Annotated in this window: 20 protein-coding genes and 1 pseudogene; 9 read left to right on the top strand and 12 right to left on the bottom strand. The window is 31.9% G+C overall.

Going from position 1 to position 18,227, the window contains the following annotated elements:
• Positions 1-207 precede the first annotated feature (207 nt).
• The 6 genes from RRB46_RS05070 to RRB46_RS05045 all read left to right on the top strand — a co-directional run bounded on the left by RRB46_RS05070 (position 208) and on the right by RRB46_RS05045 (position 7,206).
• On the top strand, positions 208-1,758 hold the full coding sequence (locus RRB46_RS05070; protein ID WP_296127408.1) for an MFS transporter: 1,551 nt from the start codon (positions 208-210) through the stop codon (positions 1,756-1,758).
• 214 nt (positions 1,759-1,972) lie between these two features.
• On the top strand, positions 1,973-3,886 hold the full coding sequence (locus tag RRB46_RS05065) for a transcription antiterminator (RefSeq protein WP_296127407.1): 1,914 nt from the start codon (positions 1,973-1,975) through the stop codon (positions 3,884-3,886).
• Positions 3,887-3,889: 3 nt separating this feature from the next.
• On the top strand, positions 3,890-4,222 hold the full coding sequence (locus RRB46_RS05060; protein WP_296127405.1) for a PTS lactose/cellobiose transporter subunit IIA: 333 nt from the start codon (positions 3,890-3,892) through the stop codon (positions 4,220-4,222).
• Positions 4,219-4,536, top strand: coding sequence for a PTS cellobiose transporter subunit IIB (locus RRB46_RS05055; protein WP_296127403.1), 318 nt, complete (start codon positions 4,219-4,221; stop codon positions 4,534-4,536). Before RRB46_RS05060 ends, RRB46_RS05055 begins: the two co-directional genes overlap by 4 nt.
• Positions 4,537-4,544: 8 nt before the next feature.
• Complete coding sequence (locus RRB46_RS05050) at positions 4,545-5,900, top strand: glycoside hydrolase family 1 protein (RefSeq protein WP_296127400.1); 1,356 nt, start codon at positions 4,545-4,547, stop codon at positions 5,898-5,900.
• Positions 5,893-7,206 carry a PTS sugar transporter subunit IIC gene (locus tag RRB46_RS05045; protein WP_296127398.1) on the top strand — a complete coding sequence of 438 codons (1,314 nt, stop codon included), beginning with the start codon at positions 5,893-5,895 and terminating at the stop codon, positions 7,204-7,206. Before RRB46_RS05050 ends, RRB46_RS05045 begins: the two co-directional genes overlap by 8 nt.
• 119 nt (positions 7,207-7,325) lie before the next feature.
• Here the strand turns inward: RRB46_RS05045 and RRB46_RS05040 are convergent, their stop codons facing one another.
• Positions 7,326-7,703: a glucose PTS transporter subunit EIIB gene (locus tag RRB46_RS05040; protein ID WP_296127396.1), complete on the bottom strand. Its 378-nt coding sequence runs from the start codon at positions 7,701-7,703 to the stop codon at positions 7,326-7,328.
• Positions 7,704-7,805: 102 nt separating this feature from the next.
• The gene (locus tag RRB46_RS05035) at positions 7,806-8,366 is read right to left on the bottom strand and encodes a PTS transporter subunit EIIC (RefSeq protein WP_311537735.1); all 561 of its coding nucleotides are present in this window, start codon (positions 8,364-8,366) and stop codon (positions 7,806-7,808) included.
• Positions 8,367-8,634: 268 nt separating this feature from the next.
• Here RRB46_RS05035 and RRB46_RS10635 point away from each other — a divergent pair.
• A pseudogene (locus RRB46_RS10635) lies at positions 8,635-8,794 on the top strand (family 1 glycosylhydrolase); the annotation flags it as partial.
• 60 nt (positions 8,795-8,854) lie between these two features.
• Here RRB46_RS10635 and RRB46_RS10630 read toward each other — a convergent pair.
• From RRB46_RS10630 to RRB46_RS04985, 10 genes are all read right to left on the bottom strand, one after another.
• Entirely contained in the window at positions 8,855-8,995 is a 141-nt protein-coding gene (locus RRB46_RS10630; RefSeq protein ID WP_366938110.1) for an IS3 family transposase, read from the bottom strand.
• A complete protein-coding gene (locus RRB46_RS05025; RefSeq protein WP_297689069.1) occupies positions 8,982-9,296 on the bottom strand; it encodes an IS3 family transposase in 315 nt (104 codons plus the stop codon). The genes RRB46_RS10630 and RRB46_RS05025 overlap by 14 nt, the downstream gene beginning before the upstream one ends.
• Before the next feature lie 128 nt (positions 9,297-9,424).
• The gene (locus RRB46_RS05020) at positions 9,425-9,877 is read right to left on the bottom strand and encodes a helix-turn-helix domain-containing protein (RefSeq protein ID WP_311537734.1); all 453 of its coding nucleotides are present in this window, start codon (positions 9,875-9,877) and stop codon (positions 9,425-9,427) included.
• A gap of 254 nt (positions 9,878-10,131) precedes the next feature.
• Entirely contained in the window at positions 10,132-10,665 is a 534-nt protein-coding gene (locus RRB46_RS05015) for an SIS domain-containing protein (protein ID WP_311537733.1), read from the bottom strand.
• Complete coding sequence (locus RRB46_RS05010; protein WP_311537732.1) at positions 10,658-11,320, bottom strand: ribulose-phosphate 3-epimerase; 663 nt, start codon at positions 11,318-11,320, stop codon at positions 10,658-10,660. Before RRB46_RS05010 ends, RRB46_RS05015 begins: the two co-directional genes overlap by 8 nt.
• Positions 11,313-11,834, bottom strand: a complete 522-nt coding sequence (locus RRB46_RS05005) for a YjbQ family protein (RefSeq protein WP_311537731.1) — start codon at positions 11,832-11,834, stop codon at positions 11,313-11,315. Before RRB46_RS05005 ends, RRB46_RS05010 begins: the two co-directional genes overlap by 8 nt.
• The gene (locus RRB46_RS05000) at positions 11,834-12,118 is read right to left on the bottom strand and encodes a PTS sugar transporter subunit IIB (RefSeq protein ID WP_311537730.1); all 285 of its coding nucleotides are present in this window, start codon (positions 12,116-12,118) and stop codon (positions 11,834-11,836) included. Before RRB46_RS05000 ends, RRB46_RS05005 begins: the two co-directional genes overlap by 1 nt.
• 25 nt (positions 12,119-12,143) lie before the next feature.
• Positions 12,144-13,484, bottom strand: coding sequence for a PTS transporter subunit IIC (locus RRB46_RS04995; protein ID WP_311537729.1), 1,341 nt, complete (start codon positions 13,482-13,484; stop codon positions 12,144-12,146).
• 25 nt (positions 13,485-13,509) lie between these two features.
• On the bottom strand, positions 13,510-13,965 hold the full coding sequence (locus RRB46_RS04990) for a PTS sugar transporter subunit IIA (protein WP_311537728.1): 456 nt from the start codon (positions 13,963-13,965) through the stop codon (positions 13,510-13,512).
• A gap of 7 nt (positions 13,966-13,972) precedes the next feature.
• Positions 13,973-15,898, bottom strand: a complete 1,926-nt coding sequence (locus RRB46_RS04985) for a PTS sugar transporter subunit IIA (protein WP_311537741.1) — start codon at positions 15,896-15,898, stop codon at positions 13,973-13,975.
• 262 nt (positions 15,899-16,160) lie between these two features.
• On the opposite strand from RRB46_RS04985, the gene RRB46_RS04980 reads away from it, so the two are divergent.
• Together RRB46_RS04980 and RRB46_RS04975 are read left to right on the top strand one after the other, a co-directional pair.
• A complete protein-coding gene (locus tag RRB46_RS04980; RefSeq protein ID WP_311537727.1) occupies positions 16,161-17,324 on the top strand; it encodes an MFS transporter in 1,164 nt (387 codons plus the stop codon).
• Positions 17,325-18,227, top strand: a complete 903-nt coding sequence (locus RRB46_RS04975) for an alpha/beta hydrolase (protein WP_311537726.1) — start codon at positions 17,325-17,327, stop codon at positions 18,225-18,227.

Below are 18,227 nucleotides of genomic sequence, written 5' to 3'. Positions count from 1 at the left end.
CTCTTATAGATTAAAAACGATAATATTCTCACCATTTTATGAAATCTTTATATAAAAAATAACTTTTTAAAAAAATTCCAGGAAAAGGCTTGACAGAGGTTTCAAAAGATAATATACTATAGGAGTAGTAAGCGGTTACATCATTCTAATTTTAGGATTTTAGCTATCATACATATACCAACCGCAAATATTTATTAAGGAGAAAAAATGGACGAGAAAAAATTATACGTCGACGGTCACGAAACCGAGACCTACCACACAGCCAAGATGTGGGAAATCGCACTATTTTCACTAAACAACAGTGCATCAAACTTTTACCTGTTCGCCTTTGGTTTCTTAGGCTTCTACGCAACAGGTGTTGCAGGCATGACAACAGTACTTATAGCAAGCGTACTTGGACTTGCCAGATTATTTGATGGACTTATTGACCCAGCTATAGGTACAGCAATCGATAATATCAACACAAGATGGGGACGTTACAGACCTATCATGCTATTATCAAACATCGGCCTTATCCTATCATTTGTATTCTTATTTAACATACATAGGATGCCAATTCCAACAGTAGTAGCCCTATTTATAGGCTTAATCTTCCACAAGATTGTCTATTCTTTCCAACAAACAGTAACAAAGGCTGCTCAAGCATCCCTAACAAACGACCCAGCTCAAAGACCACTATTTTCAGTCTTTGACTCAATTTTCAACCTAGTAGTATTTACAGGTGGACAATTATTTGTAACCAGATACCTATTTGCCCAAATAGGCGAATACAACATGGAATTCTACGGCAGATTCCTACCACTTTTATGTGCTGTATCCTTTGGTTTTACAGTGCTAGCCATGTTTGGTATCAGAAGAAAAGATAACGTTAAGTACTTCGGTCTTGGTGAAGAATCTGTAGAAAAACAATCATTCAAAGAATACTTCTCTGTACTTAAAGGCAACAAGCCATTAGCAGTCCTTGCCTTCTGTGGAGCCATGATCAAATTTGCAGCAACAATGGTAGGAGATCAAAACTTCCTAGCAATATTCTTTGGTATCCTTCTAGGTAACTACATGCTAGCAGGCGATGTATCAGCTTGGATAGTAGTGCCACAACTACTATTTGTATTTGGCCTAACAAGACTAGCTCAAAAGAAGGACCTCAAAACCTCCTACAAAACTGCAGTATCAATTGCTACAATTGGTCTTGCAGCAGTAATCGGACTTTTATTTGTAACACCAGATACAAGAGTCCTATCAAGCCTCCAAGGCATGTCACTAATCTTCATCGGCCTTTGGATAATAGCAACAATAGCCCTAAAATATCCAACATCAATAGTACTAACCATGTCAGCAGACATCACAGACTATGTAACAGCTAAGACAGGCAAATTTGCCCCAGGTCTAATAGGAACAATCTTCTCCCTAACAGACTCAATAGCCTCATCCCTAGCTCCAGTAGTAATAGGATGGGTAGTAGCAGGCATAGGCTACACAGACGGCTATCCACAACCAGGAGATGCCCTAACACCAGCAATCTATAAGGGCGGCCTAATAATCATGGGCATAATACTTGCGACCTTAGTAGTAACCATGATAGCCATCAGATTCTATCCATTAGATAGAAAAGAAATGGAACTTATAGCAGAAGACATAGCCGTAAGAAAAGAAATCAAAAAAGAAGGTCTAAGCGAAGAAGAACGTAACCAAATAAAAATCGAAGTAGAAGAAGGCGGCGTAAAAACCGAATTTAAAGAAGACGATTTAATAAAATAAGAGTTTATAAAGGGAAAGTCATAGGACTTTCCTTTTTTTGATGCCTATTTACCAAGATTTAATTTTAAAGATAATAAGCGATACCTTACTCATTCATAATCCAGACTAATTAATCTCTTAGTATTTTCCGTAAATTAATAAATATTTAATTACTAAAAAATCGAAACAAGAAACTTCCATAAGTATAAGGAAAATGTTTGAGTGGAGGTTTGTAATGATATTTTATATAATTATCATAAAGGGTGATGAAATGATTGAAACAAGAACTAAAGAAGTCTTCGATTTTCTAACTAGTGACTATAACTTTCACAGTTCGGAAGAGATAGGAGCCGCACTTGAATTAAGCTCTAAAACTGTTCAAAAAGAAATAGGAATTCTTAATTCATACATTAAAGAAAGGGGAGCGATAGTAGATTCAGAACCTGGAAAAGGATACCAATTCAGAATTTTAGATGAAGAAAAATTTAAAAACTTTTTAAAACACGATTGGTACAAATACGCCTACTTCCATCAAGAAAACCCAAACAAAGAATTTCGTATAGAAAGCATATTGAAGCTACTACTGTTTTCAAATTCTTTTATAAAACAACAGGAACTTGCTGATATTTTCTATGTGTCAGCATCACAGATTAATAAAGATATAAAAAAAGTTAGAAAATTACTAACTGCTTATAATATTAATCTAATCAGCAAACCATATTATGGTATGAAAATTAAAGGAAATGAAAAAGATATAAGGCGTGCAATAAGAAACGAAATAGGTGAAGATCCAAATATCTTTGGTAAAGATGCCGATAAAGAGCTTTTTATAAGAATACAAGCAATAATCGACGGTATAGATTTTCCTGAATCTTTTTATATGCCCTATGTAAATTTCAAAAATCTAGTAATCCACATATATATTTCTATACTTAGGATCAAAGATGGTAAATATATAGAAATATCTAATGAATTATCCAAACGAGTTGTATCATACGAAGAATTCAATATTGCAAATATTGTAGTAAAAGAGCTTTCAGAAAAATTAGAGATCAAATTTCCAAAAGATGAAATTTTATACTTAACTATGCATCTAATCAGCAAAAATACTGTTACAAATTATGAGAAAGTGTCCCCAGAAATTTCTGAACTATCGCAACAAATGATTGATACAATTTTTAAAGTAACTAAATACGACTTTAGATCAAATATCGATTTATTTTTTGCACTAGCCCTCCATCTTGGTCCACTCATAGAAAGATTAAGATATGGACTAACCATGAAAAATCCAATTCTTTCTGATATTAAAGAAAATCAAATAGCATTTATGCTAGCAAGTATTGCAATTGATCCAATAAATCAAAAATATAATACTAGCGTGTCAGATGATGAAATTGGCTATATCGCACTTCATATTGCTAGTGCTATGGAGAATAATAGCTTCCAACAAAGAAATATCCTAATAGTTTGTGGTTCAGGAAATGCCTCGGCGCAAATTATGAGAACGCAAATAGAGAGAAAATACAAAAATCAGATTTCAAACTTAAGTATAACCGACCTAAGTAAGCTGAATCTATATAATCTTGATAATTTTGATTTTATTGTATCGTCAGTTCCAATCAAAAAAAAGACTAATACACCAATTGTATATGTGGATATTATCTTTAAGGAACAAGACTTTATAAAAATAGATGATGCAATTAATATAAATGACTACAATGAACTGGATAACATATTTAATAACTCTATATTCTTAAAAGATATTGAACTTAAAGATATGAATCACGCTTTAGACATCCTGTCTAATCTTGTAGCTCAAAAAACTAAAATAGATGTTTCTTTTATTAAAGAACAATATCTAAGAAGAGAACAGCTAGCCTTTACTTCTTATGGTAATGTCGCCCTACCACATATTTTACAACAAGTAGAGGGAAAAAGTTTCTCTATAATATTAATTCCTAAAAGAAAAATCAAATGGAACGATGATAGAGTTAAGGTAATTTACTCTCTAATAATAGGAAATGATAGGAACGACCTAAGTTTATACTATGATAAGCTAGGAAATTATCTAAATAATAATAATTTAATAGAAAAATCATCAAAAGTTACTAACATAGATGAGTTTAAAAAAATATTTTTGGAGGGATAAATAATGGATAATGAAAAAATGTATGAAGTAGCATTTCAAATAATTGTCCACGCTGGAGAATCTAGATCACTTTCTAGTGAAGCTATGGATGCAGCAGAAAATTATGATTTTGAAAAAGCTGAAAACTTATTAAAAGAAGCTAAAAAGCAATTTCTTGAATGCCATAAAATTCAAACAGATATGTTAACTAGCGAAGCAAATGGTGAAAAAAACGAGATAAATGTAATATTTATCCATTCACAAGACCACTTAACCATGGCTACAATGGCTATGGAGAACACAAATAGAATGATAAAGCTTTATAAAAGACTACAAAAAATGGAGGAAGATAAATGAAAAAAGTTATGTTACTATGTAATGCTGGAATGAGCTCTTCAATGATGGCTAAAAAAGCTAGTGAATATCTAGAAAAAAACGGTTTTGATATTCATGTTGATTCTACCACCACAGCTGATGCAGAAGATGTATTCGAAAATCCTGAATATGATATGATTCTTGTAAGCCCACAAGTAAGGATGTTGTTTAATGAATATAGCAAAAAAGCTGAAGAAAAAGGGAAAGAAATAGCTCAAGTAGGATTTGATGCTTACTCCCCTACTTCTATGGGTGTTTCAAAGATGGCTAAGTTAATAACAGATAAGATTGGATAGGAAGTATAATGAATAAATTTTTATGGGGTAACTCTACATCTTCAATGCAGACAGAAGGAGCTTATAATGAGGGTGGCAAAGGGCCATCAGTATATGATATTAGAGAAGCTACAGAAAATACAAGTGACTGGAAGGTAGCTATAGACGAATATCATAGATATGAAGAAGATATAAAACTTATGGCAGAAATGGGAATGAATTGTTATAGGTTTCAGATTTCTTGGTCAAGGGTATTTCCAGAAGGAGAAGGAAAGGTAAACGAAGAAGGCCTAGCATTCTACGAAAAATTAATAGATAAGTTAATAGAATACAATATAGATCCAATGATATGCCTCTACCACTTTGATATGCCTCTAGCTTTATATGAGAAATATGATGGATTCTCTTCAAGACATGTTAAGGATGAATTTGTAAAATATGGTAAACTTCTTGTAGATAGATTTCATCAAAAAGTTAAATACTGGATAACTTTTAATGAACACAATCTATATACAATGGATATGGGCTTTAAAATTGCAGGAAGCAAAAAAGAACACACATTAGAAAATATTTATAATATTCAACACTATACATTGCTTGGACACGCTGAAATCGCTAACTACATTCACGACAATTATAAAGATTTACAAATTGGTGGTATGCTTGCTCATTCACCTTATTATCCTGCTAGCAGTAGACCAGAAGATGTTCTTATAGCCAATCAATATGATAGATTTTTAAGTAAGTTATATCTAGATGTTTTCAGTGGAAGAAATTATCCTAAATTTTTCATAAATTATCTAGAAAAAAACAAAATCAAAATCGATTACACAGAAGAAGATTCACTTGTATTTGACAAATTAAAATCTGACTTTATATCTTTCAGTTATTATCAATCAACAACTGTAAAAGCAAACTGTAAAGATTTCAACACTCTAAAAATGGATCAAGTAATTGATAATGAATTTGTAGATAGAAGCGAATGGAATTGGGAAATTGACCCTGTAGGTCTAAGAATATCTATGGAGAATATTTTTGCTGATTCAAACTTACCTGTTTTTATTATTGAAAACGGCTTGGGCCTAAGAGAAGAATTACCTGAAAATGAATTTATCGAAGATGATGAAAGAATTTCTTATCACGATAACCATATTAAAGAAATGAAAAAAGCTATGAAAGAAGGGGTTGAATGCATAGGATACCTTGGTTGGGGTCTCATAGATATACCTTCTTCATCAGGCGATATGGATAAGAGGTATGGAGCTGTCTATGTTAATAGAGATAACCACGACCTTAAAGATTTAAGAAGAATAAAAAAGAAAAGTTTTGAGTATTTTAAAACCATATTTAATCAAAATATATTAAAGGAGACAAAAAATGACTGAAAATAATAAAAGAAGCTTCATGGATAAATTTACAGAAGCCGCCATGAAATTTGGTGCACAAGTCCACCTTAGATCTCTTAGAGATGCTTTCGCTATAATGATGCCTTTGTTTATATTAGCAGGTCTTGCAGTATTAATAAACTCTGTAATATTTCCAAAAATTTTAAGTGAAAGTTCTTTACAAACCGCTGGGTATTGGGCAGTGTCTATAGCAAATGCTACATTAAATGTTTCCGGTCTAATTCTTTGCGGAATAATAGGATATACACTCTCAAGAAATAAAGGCTATAAGAGCCCTTATACATGTGTAATGATTGCAATAGCAGCTCTAATAGTAATGATGCCTCAAACATTAAAAATAGCTGCAGCTGACGGTACAGAAATTGAAGCTGGTGGAATTTTAACATACGGAAACCTAGGCACATCATCAATGTTTGCCGGAATAATAGTGGGACTATTGTCTACAGAGATTTACCTAAGACTCTCTAAAATAGACAAATTAAGAGTAAACATAGGCGGAGATGTTCCACCTCAAGTAAACGCATCTTTCAATAATATGATTCCAGCTATGTTAACAATTATAATTTTCTCTTTAGTTAGCTTTGGACTATACGCAGCATTTAAAACAGATCTTATAACATTGATAACAACAATGATACAAGAGCCTCTAAGAAAGATTAATACATCATTAATAGGTACTGTTCTTATATACAGTTTTGGTAACTTCTTATTCACATTTGGTATACACCAAACAGTAGTAAATGGTACAATACTTGAACCTCTATTACTCGTTAATATGAACGAAAATATGGCCGCTGCTGCTGCAGGAAAAGAAATACCTCATATAATAAACTCAACATTTGTACCAACTTTCGGTATGATGGGTGGAACAGGATCAACAATATGCTTATTAATCGCTGCTTTCATCTTTTTCAGAAAAAATCAACAATATAATGAATTAAGCAAATTGGCAGTTGCTCCTGGTATTTTTAATATCAATGAACCAGTAATATTTGGTTTCCCAATAGTATTCAACCTTCCAATGATGATTCCGTTTGTATTAACTCCTGCTATAGGAATCATAGTAGCCTACTTTGCGACAGCAATTGGATTTATGAATAAATGTACAGTTCTTGTTCCATGGACAACTCCTCCACTATTAAATGGTTTCTTAGCAACCGGTGGAGATTTCAGAGCTATTATAGTTCAATTAGTGATAATAGTCATAGGTGTGCTCTTATATCTACCATTCATGAAGATAAGTGAAAAAGTAAGTAGAGAACAAGCAGAAGCTATGAATAACTAAAAACTTCGAACAAGTAAATAGATTTTTTCAAAGTTAAAATTTAAAAATCAAAACCAGGCCAGTGTGATTAAAATTTACCAAATCACACAAGGCCTGGTTTTTTATGTTAGATTATTTAACTAATCATCTACGCCTAGGATATCATTTATCTCATTTTTATATAAGATGGCTTTGGCACCGTAGATTGCCTGTACACCTCCTGGCACGTCTAGGACTCCTGTTGCTCCTAATCTTTTTAGGGTTTCTCTGTCAACCTTGTCTACGTCGTTTAAGTTGATCCTTAGTCTTGTGATGCAGGCATCGACATCTTGGATGTTTTCTTTTCCGCCTAGGGCTTCTAATATTACTACCGCATCATCTCTAATTGATGATTTTGTTTCTACTTTTGTTTCTTCTGCTTCTTCATCGCCCCTACCTGGTGTTTTGATATCAAATTTAGTGATTAAAAACCTAAATGAGAAATAGTATAGGGCTGCTGCTGGCAAACCAAATATCATAGTTAAAAATCTTCCTGCAAAGAATCTTGTTCCTTCGGTATATAGACCGACATGGTTAGGGTCTGCAAGTTGGGCAAAAAATATCTTTTGCGCCCCTACAATTTATTCTCCAGCGCTTATAAGGGCTTGTTGGACTGGTGGCCAAACTATAAAGAAAAATACACCGACAAAGATAGCCACAAAGGATGTAATTATAGGAACAAACCTTGATCCACCAAAAAATCCTAAAAATTGTGGCAATTGGACCTTGTAGTATTTATTGTGAAGATAAACCGCAATAATTCCTACAACTAGGGCTCCAACTACACCAGTGTCGATAGCCTTGCCTTCTGGATCAAATATTGAAAGAAGGGTAGCTATTGTAGCATTCATAACCAAGAATCCTACAGCACCTGCTAGGGCGGCAACGCCCTTTTCCCTGTCAGCCAAGCCAACCATAATTCCTATACACAACAAGAGTGCTAAGTTGGCAAAGACAATATTTCCCGCACCTGCCATTACCTTGAAAATTGCTTGTAAAAAGTTATTGGCAAGGAATGGGTAAGCTTCAATTGTAGCTTGAGATGATAAGGCACCACCTATACCAAGCAACAAACCAGCTGCTGGCAATAAGGCTATAGGTAGCATAAAAGCCTTACCGACTTTTTGTAAATACTTAAACATAAGACCTCCTAATAATTTTAAATTCCATCAATAGTTTTTCTCTTGATGGAGGGCTCATCAGGCAAAGATTAAAAAGATATAAAATCTTATAAAAAAACGTTTTTAAACTCCTTTCCAATAGTAATTAATATGTGATTAATCTTGATAAAAAAATTATAAATCTAGCATATATTTCTACCCTAATAAGCCTATCTTAATAGTATTTATACCCATAAATATTATTTAAATTACTACTTTATCCAATTATCATTAAGAAAGTACTTGCAAAATCGACCTAGTATTAGCATGCACAGGTGAGATAAAAAAAGATACGGCTTCATCTACGTAGACCTTGATAACGAAGGAAAAGGCAGCCTTAAGAGATTTAAGAAAAAATCTTTTAATTGGTACAAAAAGTAATAGCTTCTAATGGTGAAGATTTAGAATAAAAATTACACCTCCACTAATTTTGACCTGAACCCGTAAACACGGAATAATTTAATAATATTTTAAGCGGAATGTAATCTGTACATAACAGGTGACATTCCGTTTAATTTTGTTTTAATCCTATCTTCACTGTACCATTTTATATATTTTTTAATCTCATTTCTCAAATGATCATAACTTTTAAAATCCTCACCATAAAACATTTCTTATTTTAGTATTCCAAAGAAGTTCTCCTATATCTGTTAGCCATAATTGATTTGGTTTATTTGCTTTAAATTCTCTATTTACGACATTGTCTGCTACTTTACCTATTTGTCCCTTGTATGATGAGTATTTTCTTGATCTACTTTTAAATTTAGAGCATAGCAAGGACTCTTCCCTCATTATCCTTAAAACTCTTTTATGGTTAACATTAAATCCTTTATTTTTCAATACCTGGGTCACCCTTCTATAGCCATATCTACCTTTTGATGCTTCTACTATGGTTGTTATTTCTTTTCTGATTTCTTTGTCCTTATCTATTGGTTGTTCTAATTTTATCTTCCATTCATAGTATGATGATTTTGGTAATTTAGCTATTTTTAGCCATTCGTTTACTTTGCTTTGAGGATTTTCTTTTAGAAGTTTGAGGATTATCTTTGTCTTTTCCTTGCTTCTGCTTCCTCTTCCAGGAGCAAGGCTTGTAGCTTTTTTTCGTAGATTATCTTCATTTTGAGAAGTCTATTTTCTTCTCTTAATCTTATTAATTCTTCTCTTTCACTTTCATTTATTGGAGTATTAAGTTTAAACTTTTTATTTGATTTAGTCATGTCGTTTTTAGGCCTTCCTCTGTTATCTTCTAGTCCAGATAAACCACGCTGTCTATATGCTCTCTCCCAATTACATATTATTGATCCATTGCTTATGTTAAAGTGCTCTGCGGTTTGTCTGAATGAGATATTATTGATTTGCCTATATTGTATTACAGATAGCTTAAATTCACTAGTGAATTTATCTGGATTTTGCTTTTTTGATAAGTTATCAAAGCCTCCTGATAAATATTCCGTTACTAGTTTAACTTTAAATTCTTTTGTGTATTTTGGCATACAGAAACCCCTCCATCCGTATTCCGGATTTTGGGGTTCAGGTCATTTATCGGTGGGGTGTTTTATTTGCACTTTTTAAATCAAAAGAGATACTTAATTAATACTAGTTTTAAAGAACTAAAAATAATAATCAGGTATCTCTTATTTATTTCACCATAGATAAAGTTATGTTAAATCGAATAATTTGTTTGATAAATTACTATAATTTATTAATCTTAAACAACGATATATTCTAGCACAAGATAAAATTTGTATCACTCCAAATTAGAATGTCTTTTCCTCATTGATTCAGATGTTTCTAAGTTTAGATTCATTAGAAACAAAATGAAAGCATCAGTCACAAGCAAAGCTGCTTGTTCAAATAAACTACCCATAGGCTGATTTGATTTATCAACATCCTTTAATACCAATGAATCTTCGCTAATTTGAAAAATTTTAGAATCTTTATTGGATGTTATACTTAATATTTTAGCTCCATCTTTTTTTGCCCTTTCTCCTATGGTATACAGTGAATTCGTATTTCCTGAATTAGATATAAGTAATACAACATCATCTTTTCTAGCTAAAGGAGTGCTAATCTCTCCTATTAAATGTGCAGAGTATCCTAAATGAACAAGTCTATTTACGAATCCTCTTGCTGCCATACTTGATCTTCCGACACCACCAACGAATATCCTTCTATCTTTCTTAAAATATTTAGATAATTCTTCAAAATTTAAGAGAGTATTTGATTTGCAAAATTCAATAATTTCGCTCTGTATTAATTCTAAGTAAGGCTGATTATCCATAGCTTTTTCCTATCTTTTTTAATATTTCAATGTTGTATAATATTTTTTCATTTTTAAAAATATATCCACCAGACACAACAGCCTCAGCACCGCTTTCTAGTATTGGTCCAAGTGTTTTATCATCAACTTTTCCATCTACCATAATCCTATATGAGTATTCTTTTATAATTTTTATATCATGTAATTCCTTAATTTTACCATACATTTCAGTAATTATATGAGAATTTGGGGTACCAGGCTTTATCGTTAAAACTAAAACTTGGTCTACAAAGGGTAAAATCGCTTCTATGCTGGATATTGATGTGTGAGGGCTAATAGCTATACCAACTTTTTTATTTTGTTCTTTTACTTTTTGAATAATATTCATAACATTAAAAGTGCTCTCAAAATTAAAAGTTATACTATCAGCTCCTGCTTCTATAAATTTTTCAATTTTTCTTTCAGGATCCATTACCATAAGATGTAAGTCTAATTTCAGATTTGTATGTTCTCTTATAGTTTTTACAAACTTTGGCCCAAACGCCATATCTTCGACAAAATTTCCATCCATTATATCTATATGGATCTCTTTTATCTCGCTTTTATTTAGAGTATTTAATGTTTCTTTAATATTCCAAAAATCACTATTTAAAATTGAAGGTAGTATATCAACCATTTTTTTCACCTAATAATAAGATGCTTATATTTCTATTTCTTTCTCGCAACTGGTCCCAATCAATAAAAAATACTTTGCCTAGTTTCCCTAGCAAAATTTTTTTATCTTTTATTATAAGAGTCATCGAATTGCTGCCAAATAGTGAAGATTTTAGATGAGCATCCGTATTAAGCATAGTCCATTTTTCTGGTGGAAATTCCGAATCACCTAGATTTAATCCAAACTCTATATGTTTTTCTCCAGGGCTATGGTAATCGCCCTCTGACCTCATTGGTGGGGCGATTTTCTCCATCATTTCAGCTATATCAACATGTAAAAAGTCATCACCAAAATAATTCCTATCATGCATATCCTCATCAAAAAACAACGAACAAGTAGTATGAGAGCTTGATATAACAATTATTCCGTCTGTTATAGAATTTTGATCTACTATATCTTTAATATTATCTGTTATATCATGGAAGGATGGCCTTCCTGCAACTGTTTCTAGTTTAATAGAATCATGTATTATCATTATTTTTCCAATTCTTTACGTATTTGTTCAAACACCTTATCCCTACCTACACCAGTTAATAAAGCAACACCATTAATTACTTTTTCTTTTACTGAATCTGGAACAACTGTTGTACTTACAACGACATCATAATCATCAAATTTATTTAATTCATCAGCTATTTTTGATTGATAAATTTTTGCATCAGAAGCCAAATTGTTATCTTCTAACCACTTCTCTATTTTAGAAACAGCTATTGTTGATGTTGCATGACCGGCTCCACAAATTACTAATATTTTTTTCATTTTTATCTCCTTTAAATTTTATATTCTATTGAAAATAAGAAATTTTCTTAACCCTGTTGATGTAATACATTATTAGTATTACTAATATTCCTATTATTACGACTCCAAATATTCCTAAATATTTTAAAGCTAATACATATAAAACAACTGGCCATAAAGCTGCGAGTAGCATTGTAACCAATCCTGCTGTTCCAACGTCGAAACTAGCTAAATTAAATACATCTGTCATTACTGGAGCTAACCATGTTGATAAATATAGACAAGCTACAACATATATAGCACTTCCTAGTACAGTTCTAATAACGTTTCCTTTAAAGAAAGGAACCATCATCGCTATAGCAAATGCGAAAAATGCTAAATCTCCAAAAGGTAAAACTTGATTACCCGGTAATACTAATGCAAGAGCCAAAGAAATTGGAACTAGTAATATTGATGTAGACATAACTGCAGAGTGTCCTACTACTAGTGCAGCATCCATTCCTATATTAACTTGTCTACCACCTAATTTATTATTAGCAAAATCTGAAGCAGCTTCTGCTATTGGTCCAAGGCCTTCCATAAACATCGCAACCATTTTAGGCATTATTTTCATTACCGCCGCTGTAGATATAGCAAGATTTCCGATCTTAGCTGCATCATATTTAGCAAAAATACCAACTATTGCACCTATAACTAATCCTATAAAAACAGTATCTCCCAATATCCCAAATCTTTTAGTTAAAGATTCGGCGTCAAGATCAATTTTATTTAGACCAGGTATTCTATCAAAAACCCAATTTAAAGGACGTGCAATTATTGCACCAGAATTAACCATCATGTGGCTTATGGCTATACCAGGATATCCAAAAAATTCACTAGTTTTTTTCTGATTTATATCTGCAAGTAACCATTGAATCATTACTGCAACAGTTCCACCTACTAGACCAAACGCAAAATTACCTGTAATTGATTGAGTAATCATTCCCATAAATATTGGAAACCAAAAATTCCAAATATCTACATTCAAAGTTCTAGTTAAACCCAAAAATACGAACAATATATTAACTACAAGTGAAATAGGTATCATCATCAAGCCTAAAGATGTAGAGAAAGCTAAAGGCCCTCCAACTCCCACACCTATATCTAATATATTAAGAGAACTACCATAATGATTTCCCATTTCTTGAATTGCACTTCCTAAACTACCTGACAACAAATTCAATACTAGTCCAAGACCAATCGAACCAATTCCTACTGTTATGCCTGACATTATGGCCTTTCCTGGTTTTAAACCAAAAATAATTCCTAAAATAAAGATTATTATTGGTAAAAAAACATTTGATCCAAGACCTATGAACCATTGAAACGAATTAATTAAAACTGACATTAAATCCTCCTTATTAAACTATATTTTAGTCAATTCCATTTTCTTTTAAAATATTTAGAATTTCATCCTTATTATCTGATTTTAGAAGAAAATTTATAACTTCCTCATTAGCAAATAATTCCATTAATTTTTGTAAAGTTTTTATTTGATCACCAGGTTCCTTCATAGCAAGCATAAATACTAAATTTACAGGGAATTTATTATTAACATCTGTCATGTCCGCAAAATCAATTGGTTTTTTTAAAGATGCAAAACAAATTTGTGACTCCAAAACATGTTTTGAATCAGTATGTGGTATAGCAAATCCAACATTTCCTATTTGTATTCCTGTTGGGTACTCAGATTCTCTACTTACTATTCCATCATAAAAAGAATCTTTTACACATCCGCTATTACTTAAACAATCTGACATAAATTTAAATAGCTCATCCTGACTATTGACGCTTACAAAAGTATTTATTAACTTCTTATTAAAATACATATTCACCTCATATACTTCTAATTTCTTCTATTAATTCCTTAGGGCTATAACATCCTACCAATTTATTGACTTTCTCTTTCGAGTTTATCTTTTTATATATTTTATCTACTATATAGCGAATATTTTCTTCTTCATCATCTTCAAAATTCATGAAAATAACTAATGATATCGGGACCCCGTCCCAGTCGATAGGACTCTTTAGAGTACATATTGCTATATGTGTTTTATTAACTGTTTTTGGGCTTGCATGAGGTAAAGCTACCCCATATTCTAATGCTGTAATTCCTATAGCTTCTCTAGCAAAGATAGACTTCAAGTAAGAATCATCAACAAATTTATTTTTCTTTAATGAATGGCCAACATATTCGATTAATTTTTCTTTATTCTCAAATTCTTTACTCAGAAATATAGTTTCTAAAGATATTAACTGAGCAATGTCTATATTATTTATATTTTCACTACTTATCTTGTCTTTCCTTATTTGATGTCCCTTACTAAATATTTTTGTATATTCAGATATTATTTTAATATAGTCATCATTATTAATTACAGGATTAACAAAAACATAAGGTATATCTAAATTTAAATAGTCCAAATTTATAGATGAAATAATAAAATCTACATCACTTAAATCACTTTTACTCAAATCATCCAATGTTTTTACTGATAAATTATCTTTTTCTGGAAGAAATCCTTTTACTTTGTTATATATAAGCTGAGCACACGAAACTCCATATTGGCATACTACTAAAATATTATTAGACTTATTCGAGGCTTCTATCTGGATTTGAAAATATATTAAAATCAGAGATACTTCATCATCATTCATCTTTATCTTAAAGAAATCTTCCAATATATTAGCTGAATACCAAATTATACTAAATAAGGTTTTATACTCTTGACGCAAACTTTTTAAAAGAGGATTTTGTATATGAATACCTAGTTTTAATCTCTCAACCATAGCTGATATATGATATGAAAGCGCCTTAACCAACTCTTTATTATTACTAAAATCGACTCCTTCAATCTTGCTAACCTTTCCAATAAATTTATTTACTATAAAAGAATTATCAGTTCTATCTCCTATTTGTTTATCTACCAACCTATGGGCATAAAGTTGTTTTTTAAGATATGTGATATCTTTAGTCTCTAAATTAAGTTTTAATTCATCTTTTAAGAAATTAACAAAACTTTTGACTGTCTCTGATTCACTATCCTCAAACTCAGGATTATTATAGTTAAAATCATCTTCAATATGACATCCTATCTTAACTCTAGAACATAAGGTAAATACAGATGTCAGGAATGATTGAATATAGTAATCAGGGAGATTTTCTATCAAACCTTTACTATTAAGAAACAATTCTTCGTATATGCTATTAACTATATTTTCATCAAAAAATGCTAACTGGGCTTTATTTATGGAACTTAAGCATGAAATCTTGTCTGAATAATGAAATATTATCTCTATTAAAGAGCGTTGAATATTTAGCTCGTCTCCGATTAACTCAATTCCTGATGTATTTGAAACTATTTTTGATCCATATCCTTCTACTACTTTATTAATAACCTTTATATCATTATAAATTGAAGTTTTACTTACAAGATATTCTTCAGATAAACTCTCTAAGGTTAGATTGTTATTCGTTAAAAAAAGCTGCTTGATAATGTAAACTCTCCTATTATCGACAGAGTAATTATCACTATCTATTCTTCCTTTAATCTTTTTCTCTAAATTTATAATATTTTCAGTATCATTTGTTTTAAGCAAGATTCCCTTCGAAGGAATATTAACAATATCTATATTGTATCTATTTGCTATTGTTCTCAAACTATCGATGTCTTTAAAAACCGTTCTCCTAGACACTTGCAAGTAATCACTTAATCTTCTAGATGAAATAGGTTCATTATGATTAGATAGAATTTTTAGTATCTTGTATTGTCTTTCGATTATATCACCTCCCTAAGATTAAATAATAGATCATCTATTTGACCCAATTATATAATAGGTTGAAACTATGGTCAATTACACTTATTTCTACATTCATTGTTAACGTTTGTTAAAATAACCATGGATAGTTACAAAATTTTATTTAATAGATAATATTAAATTACATGGTTTAGCTGTGGAGGTTTTAATTACTCTTTAAAAATGTAAAATACTAATAAGACTAAAGAAAGGAATCCTATATGTAATGGAAAAAATAAGTAGAAGGGATTGGGCGACCTTATTTCTAGCTCTTTATCACGTATCTCCAATAGCTATAAACCAGTTTGCTCCAAATATTGTAGATAAACTTGGCATATCTATAAGCTCAGTAGAGCTCATGCTTAGTTTAAATGCCATAACTGGGACTATATTTTTAGTGATGTCTGGCAATATCAGCGAAAAATTTGGTATAAGAAAGACAACTATTTGGGGCCTAAGCCTTATAATTGTTAGTGGTCTTATCCCTGTCTTGTTTAAAAACCAAGTCTCTCTTATCCTTAATAGGCTAATTTTAGGGGCTGGCATTGGGATTTATGCTGCAAATTCATCTACCTATATAAGCTTCTTTAATTCAGGCAAGAAGAAGGCCAAGTTACTGGGTTTTAGGGGTGCCTTTGAGATGATTGGCATTATCCTTACTATTTTCATCGCTGGAATCTTTGGTAGTAATAATTTTTACTACTCCTTTGCAGTTTATATATTAGCCCTCTTTCCACTTATATTTTTCTTAACATCAGTCCCAGAGATTGAAATCTCAAGTAAGAATGATAAGTCGAAATTTAGGGCCAATGGAGTTTACAAATATTACATAGGCCTATCCCTAGCAATTATCATGTCAATTAATGCTATGAACCTCAGATTTCCAACAGTCCTTGCAGCTAACGGAGTCCTTGGCAAGTCTATTAGTTTTTACACTATGGCTATCATGTTTATTGGCATGGTTGGCGGACTTGCCTTTGGTAAATTTTTTGAGATTTTTAAAGAAAAGACCCTAAGGCTAGCGACCTTGATGGTGATTATTGGGAGTCTGATAATTTCGATTACAGATAAATCTATAATTTTATTGGTCCTAGGGGTTGGAATCGCTACATTTTTCCAATCGATTTGTATTTCATTTTTGGTGGGAGATCTTGAAAACCATATGGCAAGCAAGCACCTGGCCAAGGCCACCGGGATCTTGTTTGCTGCCAATAACCTGGGCATGCTCATCGCCCCTCTTTGCCTTATGGCTATTAAGAAAATCACAGGATTTACTAGCCTAACCGGAGTATTTGTTGGTATAGGGGCTATCTTGTCGGTATTTCTATTATATGAAATATTTTTCTTAAAGGATGATAAAATTAATGCAAATGAAAGGAAGAATTACTAAATGACCGAAGACCTCTACCCAAACCACAGCTTAGAAGAAATCATAAATGACATGGATACAAATGACAGAAAGCGACTTGCTAAGCAGAATTATCCCACAGATGGGGTGATAGTTAAATCTGATCTTGCTTATATAGATGATGGGAATGATTTTCACCTTTTTGATATTTATTATAATGAAGAAAATTATGGCAAGGACCTGCCTACCATCATAAATATCCACGGCGGTGGCCTTGTTTATGGGAGAAAAGAGCTAGATAAGAATATGAACATCGACTTTGCCAGAGCTGATTTTAATGTCGCAGGACTTAATTATAGGTTGATTCCTCAAGTGAGTCTTAAGGAGCAAATCTCTGATATTATAAATGGTATTTCTTTTATTTATGAAAATCACGAGAAATTTGACCTAAGTTTGGATAAGCTTTTTATAAGCGCTGATTCAGCAGGGGCCTATTTGGCTATGGCTGCCTTTGCAATCATAAATAGTGGCGAACTTCAAGATTTATTTGGGATTTTCTCCCCAAAGATTGAAATTGACGGCATGGTCTTTATCTCCCCTATGACTAGGCTTGCAGATGACGGATCATTTTCTACAATCAATGACTTTGTAATAGATGGTTTAGACCATGATGAATTAAAAACTTATGCCAAAAACATGATTAAAATTTTTGATAAGGTAAGTCCTTGCCCAATTTTTATCCAAACTAGCAAGGAAGATTTTATCAGGGACCATTCATATGAACTTAGGGATTATCTAGACAATAGAGGCGCCTTTTATGAATTTGCTGACTTTGGGAAAGGAATAGACCAGGCTCTCGGTCACGTCTTTCCCGTTTGCTATCCAAAATTTCCAGAGTCTATTATGGCTATTGGCCAAATGATTTTGTTTTTGAAAAATTTATAG

Origin of the sequence: uncultured Anaerococcus sp. (assembly GCF_963512375.1) — a bacterium.
Lineage (GTDB): Bacteria > Bacillota > Clostridia > Tissierellales > Peptoniphilaceae > Anaerococcus.
The sequence above is the reverse complement of the archived record's forward strand: the minus strand, read 5'-3'. Positions and strand labels throughout refer to the sequence as shown.